This is a genomic window from Pengzhenrongella phosphoraccumulans (assembly GCF_045689905.1).
Classification (GTDB): domain Bacteria; phylum Actinomycetota; class Actinomycetes; order Actinomycetales; family Cellulomonadaceae; genus Pengzhenrongella; species Pengzhenrongella phosphoraccumulans.
Genome location: NZ_CP144210.1, coordinates 1,988,090 through 2,000,968 on the forward strand (window position 1 = coordinate 1,988,090; position 12,879 = coordinate 2,000,968).

General features: G+C 68.9%; 14 protein-coding genes. 9 read left to right on the forward strand and 5 right to left on the reverse strand.

Translation table 11 applies throughout. The features are described 5' to 3' along the window. Positions 1-116: 116 nt before the first annotated feature. The 5 genes from VTA80_RS09220 to dnaA all read right to left on the reverse strand — a co-directional run bounded on the left by VTA80_RS09220 (position 117) and on the right by dnaA (position 6,121). A complete protein-coding gene (locus tag VTA80_RS09220) occupies positions 117-815 on the reverse strand; it encodes a DUF721 domain-containing protein (protein ID WP_407345133.1) in 699 nt (232 codons plus the stop codon). Continuing rightward, positions 805-2,064, reverse strand: a complete 1,260-nt coding sequence (gene recF / locus VTA80_RS09225; protein ID WP_407345134.1) for a DNA replication/repair protein RecF — start codon at positions 2,062-2,064, stop codon at positions 805-807. The genes VTA80_RS09220 and recF overlap by 11 nt, the downstream gene beginning before the upstream one ends. Positions 2,065-2,121: 57 nt before the next feature. Then, positions 2,122-3,018 carry a phosphogluconate dehydrogenase (NAD(+)-dependent, decarboxylating) gene (gnd, locus tag VTA80_RS09230; protein WP_407345136.1) on the reverse strand — a complete coding sequence of 299 codons (897 nt, stop codon included), beginning with the start codon at positions 3,016-3,018 and terminating at the stop codon, positions 2,122-2,124. Between the two features lie 17 nt (positions 3,019-3,035). Then, positions 3,036-4,166, reverse strand: coding sequence for a DNA polymerase III subunit beta (gene dnaN / locus VTA80_RS09235; RefSeq protein ID WP_407345138.1), 1,131 nt, complete (start codon positions 4,164-4,166; stop codon positions 3,036-3,038). A gap of 491 nt (positions 4,167-4,657) precedes the next feature. Next, positions 4,658-6,121, reverse strand: a complete 1,464-nt coding sequence (gene dnaA, locus VTA80_RS09240; protein WP_407345140.1) for a chromosomal replication initiator protein DnaA — start codon at positions 6,119-6,121, stop codon at positions 4,658-4,660. Positions 6,122-6,480: 359 nt separating this feature from the next. Here dnaA and rpmH point away from each other — a divergent pair, with 359 nt between their 5' ends. The 9 genes from rpmH to VTA80_RS09285 all read left to right on the forward strand — a co-directional run bounded on the left by rpmH (position 6,481) and on the right by VTA80_RS09285 (position 12,844). Further along, positions 6,481-6,618: a 50S ribosomal protein L34 gene (rpmH, locus tag VTA80_RS09245; protein ID WP_130101797.1), complete on the forward strand. Its 138-nt coding sequence runs from the start codon at positions 6,481-6,483 to the stop codon at positions 6,616-6,618. Between the two features lie 10 nt (positions 6,619-6,628). After that, positions 6,629-6,994: a ribonuclease P protein component gene (rnpA, locus tag VTA80_RS09250; RefSeq protein ID WP_407345142.1), complete on the forward strand. Its 366-nt coding sequence runs from the start codon at positions 6,629-6,631 to the stop codon at positions 6,992-6,994. Between the two features lie 47 nt (positions 6,995-7,041). Next, complete coding sequence (gene yidD / locus VTA80_RS09255) at positions 7,042-7,311, forward strand: membrane protein insertion efficiency factor YidD (RefSeq protein WP_407345144.1); 270 nt, start codon at positions 7,042-7,044, stop codon at positions 7,309-7,311. 56 nt (positions 7,312-7,367) lie between these two features. Beyond that, positions 7,368-8,645, forward strand: a complete 1,278-nt coding sequence (gene yidC / locus VTA80_RS09260; protein ID WP_407345146.1) for a membrane protein insertase YidC — start codon at positions 7,368-7,370, stop codon at positions 8,643-8,645. A gap of 45 nt (positions 8,646-8,690) precedes the next feature. After that, positions 8,691-9,206 carry a protein jag gene (locus tag VTA80_RS09265; RefSeq protein WP_407345148.1) on the forward strand — a complete coding sequence of 172 codons (516 nt, stop codon included), beginning with the start codon at positions 8,691-8,693 and terminating at the stop codon, positions 9,204-9,206. Between the two features lie 618 nt (positions 9,207-9,824). Next, positions 9,825-9,983: a hypothetical protein gene (locus VTA80_RS09270; protein WP_407345150.1), complete on the forward strand. Its 159-nt coding sequence runs from the start codon at positions 9,825-9,827 to the stop codon at positions 9,981-9,983. After that, complete coding sequence (rsmG, locus tag VTA80_RS09275) at positions 9,980-10,609, forward strand: 16S rRNA (guanine(527)-N(7))-methyltransferase RsmG (RefSeq protein WP_407345151.1); 630 nt, start codon at positions 9,980-9,982, stop codon at positions 10,607-10,609. Before VTA80_RS09270 ends, rsmG begins: the two co-directional genes overlap by 4 nt. Before the next feature lie 214 nt (positions 10,610-10,823). Then, entirely contained in the window at positions 10,824-11,792 is a 969-nt protein-coding gene (locus tag VTA80_RS09280; protein ID WP_407345153.1) for a ParA family protein, read from the forward strand. After that, on the forward strand, positions 11,789-12,844 hold the full coding sequence (locus tag VTA80_RS09285) for a ParB/RepB/Spo0J family partition protein (protein WP_407345155.1): 1,056 nt from the start codon (positions 11,789-11,791) through the stop codon (positions 12,842-12,844). The genes VTA80_RS09280 and VTA80_RS09285 overlap by 4 nt, the downstream gene beginning before the upstream one ends. Positions 12,845-12,879 lie beyond the last annotated feature (35 nt).

Consider the following 12,879-nt stretch of genomic DNA (forward strand, 5'->3'; position numbering starts at 1 on the left):
GGACCGAGCCGATGGGCCGGATCACTCCCGGGTGCTGAAGTTCCAGGCACAGGCGCACCAGGAATGACCTTCCCAGTCTACCTGTGCCGCATGCCGAGACCCCGCTTCTAGCCGGCTCAGCCGAAGGTGTCTCGCGGACCGCGCCCAGGAACCGATCGCGGACCTCGTTTGAACCCCGGCCCGGCCGGTCCCAGGACCCGGACCTCACGCACGACGTCGTCGCCGACGTCGTCGGCCAGGCGACGGAGCAGCTGCGGCGCGAGCATCTTGAGGTTCGTCGCCCAGCTCGTCGAGTCCGTCCGGACCAGCAGGACGCCGTCCTCGAACGTCTCGGGGGTGCAGTGGTCCGCCACCTGGTCGCCGACGACGTCCCGCCACCGGCCGATCACTCCGCCGACGGACACGTCCTGCGACCAGCCGCGGTCGCGCACGAGCGCCGCCAGCGTGTCCGCGACGAGGCGCGGGTCGCGGCCGTCCTTGCCCGGAGCGCCGCGCAGCGGTTCGATCGGCGAGCGTCGGCGAGGCTGCTGACCTGGGCGGATACCGCGCGCAGCCGCGCCTGCCTTGGCCCGGTTGAGTGCGGCGCGGGCCATCTCGGCCGGCGGCGTGAGAGCGACCCGATCACCGACGGGGGCGCCTTCCGGCGGGGTGGCCGGCGTGCCGGCGGCCGTCTCCACCGCGGGAACCTCGCCCGGTGCGGAGTTCGTCTCGGACCCGTCCGGTGCCCCGGGCGCGTGCTGCTGCTCCGTGGACCGCTTGTCGGCGGACTTCTTCGCGACCGACCTCTTCCGCGGAGCGTGCTTCTCAGCGGACACGGGTCACCTGCCCACCCAGCACGTCGATCCGCGCCCCCGCGAGCTGTTCGGGGACGTCGCTGGGGACGGCGGCCGTCACGATCACCTGACCTGCCCCGGACACGAGGGTGGCGAGCCGATCGCGACGGCGGCCGTCCAGCTCGGCGAAGACGTCGTCGAGCACGAGGACGGGCTCGCCGTCGGCGCCCCAGTCGGTCACCCAGTCGGGGCCGTCGGCCTCGGTGAGCAGGCGGTAGGACGCGAGCCGCAGCGCCAGCGCGAGCGACCACGACTCGCCGTGGCTCGCGTACCCCTTCGCCGGCAGGTCGCCGAGCTCGAGCACGAGGTCGTCCCTGTGCGGCCCGACCAGGCAGACCCCGCGCTCGATCTCCTTGCTGCGCAGCCGTCCCATCGCATCCACGAGCCGCGCCTCGAGCAGGTGGACACCCGGCATGACCGCCCTGCCCGCCGCGCCCGCGGTATCATCCCCCGCGGTGACGTCCCCGGTTCCGGCACCGTCCTTGCCCGAGCCGATCCCGTCGGTCTCGACCGGGAAGGCCGCGTCGAGCGAGGAGCGGTAGGTGACGCGAGCGGCACCCTGACCACCGCTGACCTGCTCGTATGCCTGACAGACGTGCGGGTGCAACGCCCCGACCAGCGCCTGGCGGGTGGCCATGATCTGCGCACCGGCCTCCGCGAGCTTGGCGTCCCAGATGTCCAACGTCCGCAGGTCGGCTCCGCCACGGGACCCGCGCATGGCCGCGCCGGCGGTCTTGAGCAGCGCGCTGCGTTGCCGCAGGACACGGTCGTAGTCGCTCAGGACGCCCGCCATCCGCGGGGTGACGAGCACCGCGAGCTCGTCGAGAAAACGCCGTCGGCCATCGGGATCGCCCTTGACCAGGGCGAGGTCCTCCGGCGCGAACATCACGGTGCGCAGGATCCCGAGCACGTCGCGCACCCGAGGGACGGGGGAGCGGTTGATCCGGGCGCGGTTCGCCTTGCCCGTGGTGATCTCGATCTCGACGAGCCGCGCCCGGTCGTCGCGCACCACGCGGGCCCGGACGACCGCCCGCGCTGCACCGGACCGGATCAGCGCCACGTCGGACGGGACGCGGTGGCTGCCCAGGGTGGCGACGTAGTTGAGCGCCTCGGCCAGGTTGGTCTTGCCCTGGCCGTTCGGTCCGACGAGTGCGGTCACTCCCCGGTCGAGCTCGAGGTCAACCGACTCATACGACCGGAAATCCGTGAGGGAGAGGTGCGAGACGTACATGTGCTCGGCCCCTCTCTGGGATCGCGGTCGATCAGACCAAGAGCGGAAGGACGCAGCTCAGGAAGGCTGCGTGGACGACTTCACCGCGTGACCACCGAACTGCTGACGCAGGGCAGCCACGACCTTCATCGCGGGGGAGTCGTCCTGGCGGGAGGCGAATCGCGCGAACAACGCGGCGGAGATCACCGGGAGCGGGACGGCGGCGTCGATGGCCGCGTCCACGGTCCAGCGACCCTCACCCGAGTCCTCGACCCAGTCGCTGATGTCCCCGAGGGCCGGGTCTTCCTCGAGCGCCTTGACGAGCAGGTCGAGCAGCCAGGACCGCACCACGGTGCCGCGGGTCCATGCCTTGAGGGTGCCGGTCACATCCGTGACCAGGCCATTCGCGCCGAGAAGCTCGTAGCCCTCGGCGTAGGCCTGCATCAGCCCGTACTCGATGCCGTTGTGGACCATCTTCGCGTAGTGCCCGGCGCCGACGCCCCCCGCATGCACGAAGCCCTCGTCCCGCGGACCGGGCGGCCGGAGGGCGTCGAACACGGGCATGACGGCCTCGACGTGCGCGACGTCGCCGCCGACCATCAGGCCGTACCCGTTCGCCAACCCCCACACCCCGCCGGAGACGCCGACGTCGAGGTAGCCGATGCCGTGCGCCGCGAGGGTCTCGGCATGGCCGGCGTCGTCGGTGAAGTGCGAGTTGCCGCCGTCGATGACGATGTCACCGGCGACGAGCAGCCCGGCCAGCTCCTCGACCACCGCGTGCGTCACCGCGCCGGCGGGGACCATGACCCAGACGATCCGCTCGCCCGCGGGGAGCGCGTCGACCAGCCCGGCGAGGGACGGGACGTCGGAGACGGCCGGGTTGCGGTCGTACCCCGTGACGGCGATCCCCGCGGTGCGCAGGCGCAACCCCATGTTCGCGCCCATCTTGCCCAGCCCTACGAGCCCGATCTGCATGGTGCGGTGCTCCTTCGTCAGCTGGCAAAACGGATCGGGACGAGCAGGTACCGATACTCCCGGCTGTCGTCACCATCCAGCGCGCGCTGACCGGTGAACTCGACCGGCTTGTTCGGATGCGTGAACGACAGGCGCACGAACGGCGTGTTGAGCGCCCCGAGACCGTCGAGCAGGAACTGAGGGTTGAACGCGACAGAGATGTCATCGCCCACCAGGGCGGCCTCGAGGGCCTCGGACGCCTGAGCGTCATCACCCTGACCAGCGTCCAGGACGACCTGACCGGCCGAGAACGACAACCGGATGGGCGTGTTGCGCTCTGCCACGAGGGCGACGCGCTTGGCGGCGTCGGACAGGGCCTGGGTCTCGACGACGGCGTGGATGGGCGTCTCGTCCGGGAAGAGCCGACGCACGGCCGGGTAGTCGCCGTCGACCAGGAGCGAGGTCGTGTGGCGTCCGCCGGCCTCGAACCCGATGAGATCGACCCCGACGCCGGTGGCCAGTGCGACGTTGACCTGAGCCGCTCCGCCGAGCGACTTGGCAGCGTCAGAGAGGGTCTTGGCGCGAACGAGCGCGACCGTCGAGACGTCCGGGGATGCCGGCTTCCAGGTGAGCTCCCGCAGGGCGAGCCGGTAGCGGTCGGTCGCGAGGAGCGTGATCTTCTCGCCCTCGATCTCCATCCGCACCGCGGTGAGCAGCGGAAGCGTGTCGTCACGGCTCGCCGCGACGGTGACCTGGGCGACGGCCTGCGTGAGCTGGTCGCCGTCGATCGAGCCCGTGATCTCGGGCATGACGGGGAGCGCGGGGTAGTCCTCAACCGGCATCGTGAGCAGCGTGAAGCGGCTCGCGCCGCAGGTCACGGTCACTTTGGTGCCCTCGAGGACGACATCGACGGGCTTGGCGGGCAAGGCCCGGGAGATCTCGGCGAGCAGACGACCCGAGACGAGCACGACCCCGGGCTCGGACACGTCCGCGGGGATCTCAGAGCGGGCCGAGACCTCGTAGTCGAAGCTCGACAGGTGCAGCACGCCGCTGGCGTCCGCCTCGATCCGCACACCGGCAAGTACCGGCACGGGCGGTCTGGTCGGCAGGGACCGTGCAGTCCAGGTGACGGCCTCTGCCAGGACATCACGTTCGACCCTGAACTTCATCACTCGCCCCTTTTGTCGCGTCTCGCGACGTCATGCCTCGTTGAGATTTCGTGAGTTTCGTGTGAACAGTACGCGAGTGTTCCGGTCGTCGGGTACCGATAGTTCGGAGCCAGGAGGTCAGAGGGTCGAGGCTGTCGTTTGGCGTGATGAAGGCGTTGTGGATTGCTGCTGAAGAACAAGTTCGTCGTTGTCATCGCCTCTGTGCACTGTGTGGACGAACTACAAAATTGCAGGTCACCGCCGGTTGAAGGATGTGGAAGTCACGGGGGACCGGCGGGGGTCTTGTCGTTCGGTCCGGTGGATGACGGCGGAGGCACTGACGGGCGTCCACGGATTCTTGTTGTTCGTCCACATGGTTCTGGGGTGTCGTCCACCGTCGTCCACAGAGATATGCACAGGTGTGCAAAATCGCCTCAGGCGAGGGATTTGGGCATGACTGCGGACCCGCGCACAGGTCGGGTCCCACGAGCTGGAAGGCGGTCTGGGCGGCCTCAGCCGCGGCGCTGCTGCTTGATCCTGCTGGTGAGCTCGGTGACTTGGTTGTAGGTCGATCGACGCTCAGCCATCTGCTCGCGGATCTTGCGGTTGGCGTGCATGACGGTCGTGTGGTCGCGGTTCCCGAATGCCTGGCCGATCTTCGGCAGAGACATGTCGGTGAGCTCGCGGCACAGGTACATCGCGATCTGGCGTGCGGTGACGAGCACCCTCGACCGGGACGGGCCGCAGAGATCCTCGATGGCGAGCCCGAAGTAGGAGGCGGTCTGACCTATCACGGTGGACGAGGTGATCTGTTCGGCGTTCTCGTCGCTGATGAGGTCCTTGAGCACGATCTCTGCGAGCGACCGGTCGACCTGCTGCCGGTTGAGGTTCGCGAACGCGGTGACCCGGATCAGCGCGCCCTCGAGCTCGCGGATGTTGGCGGAGATCTTGGTGGCGATGTACTCGAGCACGTCGTCCGGGGCCTGGAGCCGTTCGCTGCCGGCCTTCTTGCGCAGGATCGCGATGCGGGTCTCGAGGTCGGGCGGCTGGACGTCGGTGATCAGGCCCCACTCGAACCGGGACCGCATCCGGTCCTCAAACCCGTTGAGCTGCTTGGGGGGGAGGTCGGAGGTGATCACGACCTGCTTGTTCGCGTTGTGCAGGGTGTTGAACGTATGGAAGAACTCCTCCATCGTCTGTTCCTTGCCCTGCAGGAACTGAATATCGTCGACCAGGAGCACGTCGACGTCCCGGTACCGGCGCTGGAAGGCCCCGGCCTTGTCGTCCCGGATCGAGTTGATGAAGTCGTTGGTGAACTCCTCGGAGTTCACGTACCGCACGCGCACGCTCGGGTAGAGGTTGTGCGCGTAGTGGCCGATGGCGTGCAGCAGGTGGGTCTTGCCGAGCCCCGAGTCGCCGTAGATGAAAAGCGGGTTGTACGCCTTGGCCGGAGCCTCGGCCACCGCGACCGCCGCGGCGTGAGCGAAGCGGTTGGATGCCCCGATGACAAAGGTCTCGAACAGGTACTTCGGGTTGAGGCGGACCGGCTCGACGGGCGCCTTCTTGCCGTGGTTGGACCGCTGCCGCGTGTAGGCCGGCTGCAGCGGCTCGTCGTCGTAGTCGTCGTCGTCCTCGTCGGAGTGGGTCGTCTCGCCGACCGGCGCGCTCACCGTGGCGGCCGGCCGCAGGCTCGTGTGCTCCGCGGTCTCCAGGTCGGAGTCGACCGTGATCGCGAACCGCGCCTCACGCCCCAGCGCGTGGGACAGGGCCTCGGTCACCTCGGTGCGCACGCGCGACTCGAGGTAGTCCTTGGTGAGGTCGTTGCCGACCGCGAGCAGCAGCGTGTCGTTGAGCAGTCCCAGCGGGCGGGCCAGCTTGACGAAGGCGAACTGACGGGGGGTGACGTCGGGGCTCTGCTCGATCTCCGCGACCGTCCGGTCCCAGACTTGGGTGACGCTCTCGTCTGGTCCTGACACGGTGGTTTCCTCGCTGACGATGATCTCGCGTTCGGCCCGCAGTCTCCCACGATTCGATCTGATCCACATACTTCTCCACAGGTCGTGACAGGCGAGGAGCAGGTCGTGGGGCTGAACCGGTCCGATGTCCACAGGGCTGACCAGGAAAGTGGAAGGATGAGGACTCGGAACGACGTTCGGGCGGGTTTGACCGACCGGCCGCGTCCGGCGTAACGTGGCACGGCCGCTGTTGACGGCTCCTGCGTCGTGCCCCCACGTCGCGCAGGTGCCCGGTGTGTGCACCGAGTCGTCTCGGTCGGCAGCAGACCTGCATCGTTCGTTTCGGACGGTGCGCTTCCCCGAATTAGTTGGAGAACATCGTGACCAAGCGGACCTTCCAGCCGAACGTGCGGCGCCGAGCGAAGACCCACGGCTTTCGGCTGCGGATGCGTACCCGTGCGGGACGGGCGATCCTTGCGGGTCGCCGCCGCAAGGGCCGCGCCGAGCTGTCTGCCTGACCCGGCGCGGGTGCTTCCCGCCGCGTACCGGATGCGCCGTCCCGCCGATTTCGAGCGGGCGGTGCGTCGTGGTGCACGGAGCGGGAAGGACTCGCTCGTCGTGCACCTCGCAGGCGACCGGTTCGATCACAGCCCCGTCGTGGTCGGCTTCGTCGTGTCGAAGGCGGTAGGTAACGCCGTCGTGCGAAACCGCGTCAAGCGGAGGCTGCGCGCCGTGGTGAGTCATCGGATCGACCAGCTTCCCGAGGGTGGGCAGCTGGTCGTTCGTGCGTTGCCGCGGTCGTCGGAGCTCGACTCCGAGGGTCTGGCGCGCGACTTCGAGTCGGCTCTGTTGGGCGCACGGCGCAGGCTTGACCGGCAACGAGCACGCGCATGAGTGCGATTCATCCCATGAATTCGAGCGCCTCGACGAGGCTCTCGCAGGTGTCGCGACTACTGATCACCCTGCCGTCCCGCGCCGTTGTGGCGTTGTTGCGGCTGTATCAACTCGTCGTGTCGCCGCTGTACGGCTCCACCTGCAGGTTCTACCCGTCGTGCTCGCAGTACGCGTTGCTCTCGGTGCAGCGGCACGGTGTTATTCGCGGGGCCAGGTTGGCCGCGTGGAGGTTGCTGCGCTGCAACCCGTGGAACCCGGGCGGCGTCGATGATGTTCCGCCGGGCAAGGAATCACCGCACGCCGCCCACGACCACTGAGGTTCTGCCCGCCAGTGGGCGCCACGATTTTTTGACCGACGCGAGGGACAGCTTCGATGGACTTCTTCAAAATCCTCTACCCGATCGAGTGGGTGGTTGCCTGGCTCATGTACCTGGCACACCAGGCCCTCACCTGGATCGGGCTGAACCCGGCCTCCGGGCTGGCCTGGGGATTGTCGATCGTCGCTCTCGTGATCGTGATGCGGATCATCTTGATCCCGCTGTTCTTCAAGCAGATCAGGGCTTCGCGCGGTATGCAGATGCTGGCGCCCGAGATGCAGGCGATCCAGAAGAAGTACAAGGGCAAGGGCGACGCGGCATCTCGTGAGGCCATGAGTCGCGAGACCATGGCGCTGTACAAGAAGCACGGGACGAACCCGTTCTCGTCCTGCCTGCCCATCTTGGCTCAGTCGCCGATCTTCTTCGCGCTCTTCCGGGTGCTCAACTCCCTGGACAACATTGCGGCGGGCACGCAGGCACCCATCGGCCCGATGACCCCCGCGGTGGCCGCACAGGCGGAGCAGTCGACGATCTTCGGCGCGCCGCTGTCCTCGACGTTCATGACGGCCGCGACGTCGGCCGACCCGATGGCGACGCGCATCGTGACCATCGCGCTCATCGTGGCGATGTCTGCGACGACCTTCCTCACGCAGCGACAGCTGACGATGAAGAACATGCCCCCCGCGGCACTTCAGGGCCAGATGGCTCAGCAGCAGAAGGTGCTTCTCTACGTCCTTCCGCTTGTCTTCGCCTTCTCGGGCGTGAACTTCCCGATCGGTGTGCTGATCTACTGGACCACCACGAACATCTGGTCCATGGGCCAGCAGTTCTACACGATCCGCCGGATGCCGGCACCGGGGTCCCAGGCGGAACGCGCCATGAAGGCTCGCCAGGCGCGCAAGGGCATCGTCAGCGACTCGGGTCCCGAGGGTGGTGGCGGTACCGACGTGATCGACGGGCCGGTCAAGGGTCAGCGGGTGCAGCCGGTCCGCAAGGATCGCGCCCGGGCCAAGCCGAGCCTGACGGACGGCACGGCCGCCGCGGTCGACACCCCGAAGGACCGCGCCCCGCGGGCCGCGGGCAGCGGGAAGGCCGCCGGTGCACCCCGGACGTCCGGGGCCGCGCGTACTCCTGGGGCACCGCGGACGACCGGCACCTCCAAGCCGCCGTCGGGCACCCCGAAGACGGGCACCCCGAAAACAGGGACCGCCAAGACGGGGACCGGGGCGTCGGGTGCCGCCAAGAAGCGGACGCCGCGTCCCGCGCAGCCCGATGCCGCGACCACGCCGGGCGACGACGCCCCGCCGGCGGCGTCCACCAAGCCGAAGAAGTGACCGCGGCCGGTTCGCCGGCACCACTGGTGTTCACGAGGAGCCCTGATGACCACATCCGCTGACCGGGAGATCCCGGCCGACGAGACGTCGACGAAGCGTCTGGAGGAGGAAGGCGAGATCGCGGCCGACTACCTCGAGGAGCTGCTCGACATCGCCGATCTCGACGGCGACATCGAGATCGACGTCGACCATGGGCGCGCTGCCGTCGAGATTCTCGGCGAGGAGGGCGCGGAGCGTTCGCTGCGCCGGCTCGCCGGACCCGAGGGTGAGGTGCTCGATGCTCTCCAGGAGCTGACGCGGCTCGCGGTGCAGGCCAAGACGGGGGACCGGAGCCGGCTCATGCTCGACGTCGCGGGCTACCGCGCCGGTCGTCGGGTCGAGCTCGTCAAGGTTGCCGAGGTCGCGATCGCTGCAGTGCGGGCGAGCGGCGAGCCGATCGCTCTCGAGGCGATGAACCCGTTCGAGCGCAAGGTCGTGCACGACGCGGTTGCCGCCGCGGGTCTGGTCAGCGACTCCGACGGCGTCGAGCCGTCGCGGCATGTTGTGGTGCGCCCGGCCTGACGGCCGACCGGGAGTCGTGCGGTGTTTCACGTGAAACACCGCACGGCGAACCGGTGTCGGCGGCTCGGGCCGTGCGCGTGGTCACCTGGTGAATCGCGGCCGGCGCAGCTCGCCAGGGTGTGACCTCCCTCGCTACCGCCCCGGATCGGCGATCCAGAGGTCGTCTGCGCGGGCCACACAGGTGATCGGATCGGGTCGTGAATCGCGCCAACCGGTCGGTTTGCGCGAATCGAGGCGCCAGAAGGCGGCCGATCCTCCAGAGAAGGCGACCTCCGAGAGAATTCTCCGCCAGCCGCTTCGCCCGCAGGATCGATCCTGGAGAAGCCGTGGAGCCGGTGAAACGGGTCGGAATCGGCGGCCGGTGCTGCATCCAGTCGTCGCGCGTGCTGACCCGCGACGGTTTCACGTGAAACAGTGCGACGCGGTCTTGGCCGGTCATGACATCGTCGGGGCGCTCGACACCACGTAGAACGTCGGCGGCGTCCGGATCGGCGGATCAGAATCGTCCGGCTCAGGGCTGGACGAAGCAGAACACGCCAGGGGAGCGCACCAGTGCTCGAGCTCAGGCACCACGAACGAACGCAAGATCTGACAGACACACAGCTAGAGGGAGCACCGATGTCGACCATCGACGATGGGTCCGCAGAGCAGATGGCCACGGCGGCGCAGACCGCTGATCCGGCCGAGGCCACACCTGACAGTTCCCCGGCCGAGCAGGACGCCGGCGTCCCGCTGGAGCCAGTGCTCCCGGATCCCCTGGATGGCGACCCCGGGTGATCGAGTACTTCGGGGACTCGTACCCCGTGCTCGCCCAGTTCTCCGAGCTGCTCGCATCCCAAGGGGTTCTCCGGGGGCTGATCGGCCCGCACGAGGTCTCCCGACTGTGGGAGCGTCACCTGCTGAACTCCGCCGCGATGGTCCCCTTCCTGCCGACGCAGGGGCGGTTGATCGACGTCGGTTCGGGCGCAGGACTGCCCGGCGTGGTGCTCGCCGTCATGCTTCCCGAGGTCGAGGTGGTCCTGCTCGACCCGATGGAGCGGCGGATCGACTGGCTCAAGGAGGTCGTGATGGAGCTCGAGCTGTCGAACGTGACCATTCGCCGAGGCCGGGCCGAGGAACTGCACGGCGAGCTTCTGGTCGACGCGGTCACCGCACGCGCGGTCGCCCCGATGGATCGGCTCGGTCGGATGACGATGCCCCTGCTCCTCCAGGGCGGCGTGCTGGTGGCACTCAAGGGGCGCCAGGCGGCGGCCGAGGTGAGCAAGGCGCGCAGCGCCCTGAAGAAGTTGGGCGCCGGCGTCCCAGAAATTCTTGAAGCGCGCACGATTGACGGCGTGGAGAGCACGACCGTTGTCCGTGTCGTGCGAGAGACTGTGCGTGGTTCGAAAAAGGTCAAGGCGTGAGCACATCGCATCGCGTCCCACCTGCGGGCCAGGGAGAGGTAGTGGGGAACGCGTGACACAGAGCGATGAGCTGCTCGGATGGAGCGGACCGCGAATCCCTCGCAAGCCGATCCTTGATGCAGAGATGACGAGGAAGCTATTGCGCCAGGGGAGCTACGTGACCGACGAGGCCGACGATCAACGGCGCGCTGCGCTGGTCAGCAGCCTGCCGGCCATGAGCGATTCAGACTCGCCCCTGCTGGCCCAGCTCTCCCTGGACGCCCGACGGCGGATCGAGCTGCGGGGGCGCCGCTTCCCGCGCCCGCACTCGACCCGCATCCTCACGGTGGCGAACCAGAAGGGTGGCGTCGGCAAGACGACGACCGCCGTGAACCTCGCCGCGGCGCTCGCCCAGGCTGGACTCAACGTCCTGGTCATCGACAACGACCCGCAGGGCAACGCGTCGACTGCCCTTGGCGTCGACCACCGGGCCGGTACCCCGTCGATCTACGAGGTGCTCGTGGACGGCGCTCCGCTGAGCGGTGCTGTCGTGCCGTGCCCGGACATCCCGCGGCTGTGGTGCGTGCCCGCGACCATCGACCTGTCCGGCGCCGAGATCGAGCTCGTGTCGCTTGTTTCACGTGAAACACGACTGCGTCAGGCGCTCGACACCTACCTGGCCGACCGGGTCGCGAACGGCGAGGACCGGATCGACTACGTGTTCGTCGACTGCCCGCCGAGCCTCGGCCTGCTCACCGTGAATGCCTTCGTGGTCGCGCGCGAGGTGCTGATCCCGATCCAGTGCGAGTACTACGCGCTCGAGGGCCTGAGCCAGCTGCTCAAGACGATCGAGCTCATCCGCTCGCACCTGAACCCCGACCTCTACGTCTCGACGATCCTGCTGACGATGTTCGATGGTCGGACCAACCTGGCGCAGCAGGTCGTCTCCGAGGTGCGGGAGCACTTCCCTGAGAAGACCCTGCGGACGACCGTGCCGCGCTCGGTCCGCGTCTCCGAGGCGCCGAGCTACGGCCAGACCGTGATGACGCACGACCCCAGCTCGAGCGGAGCCCTCGCGTACCTCGAGGCCGCGCGGGAGATCACGCAGCGCGACGCAGAGCTGCACGTGACACAGACAGCTGCCGGGGATCCCGGCGCTCGGGTTCACCCCGACGGCACCGCAAGCACGGAGGAGCACAGATGAGCGAGAAGCGACGTGGACTGGGACGGGGCCTGGGCGCGCTGATCCCCACCGGCACGGACGCCTATCGTCCGGTGGACGTCTTCTTCCCGCACGGCACCGAGACCTCCGCGAACGCTCGAGGGGCGCTGGCGTCCATCGACCGCGCCGGCATCGGGCCGGTCGCCGTCCTCCCCGCGCCGGAGCAGGCCCCGGCAGCCACGGACGGACCCGAGCTGCTGCCAGTTCCCGGTGCCCGCTTCGCTGAGCTCTCCGTCGAGTCCATCCGGCCCAACGCGCGGCAGCCTCGGACCGCGTTCGACGAGGACGCGATGGCGGAGCTCGTCGAGTCGATCCGTGAGATCGGCGTGCTCCAGCCGATCGTCGTGCGCCCGGTCCCGGGTGACGACGGCACCACCTATGAGCTGATCATGGGCGAGCGGCGGTGGCGCGCGAGCCAGCAGGCGGGGCTCGCCACGGTGCCCTCGATCATCCGGGAGACGGACGACGCCGACCTGCTCCGGGATGCGTTGCTCGAGAACCTTCACCGCAGCCAGCTCAACCCCCTCGAGGAGGCCGCGGCCTACCGTCAGCTCCTCGACGACTTCGGCTGCACCCATGACGAGCTCGCTGCGCGCATCTCGCGGTCCCGGCCGCAGATCTCCAACACGCTGCGCCTGCTCCGGCTCCCGCCCCTGGTTCAGCGTCGGCTCGCGGCCGGCGTGCTGTCCGCGGGTCACGCTCGCGCACTGCTCGGGCTCGCGGACGGTGCCGCGATCGAGCAGCTCGCGCAACGAATCGTGGCCGAAGGGCTGTCGGTCCGGGCAACCGAGGAGATCGTCTCCCTCGGTGGCGACCCGGAGCGCCCGGCCGTGGTCCGCCGCCCCCGGGCAGGGGAGCGCAACTACGCCCTCGACAGCCTTGCCGCTCGCCTGTCCGACCAGTTCGAGACGCGGGTCAAGATCGCGCTCGGCAAGAGCAAGGGTCGGCTGACCGTCGAGTTCGCGTCGGTCCAGGACCTGAACCGGATCCTCGCGACCCTGTCGCCGTCGGACCCGGGACTGCTCCGCGACTGAGGGACTGGCCGGGCCGTCGCGTCCCTCACGCCTGA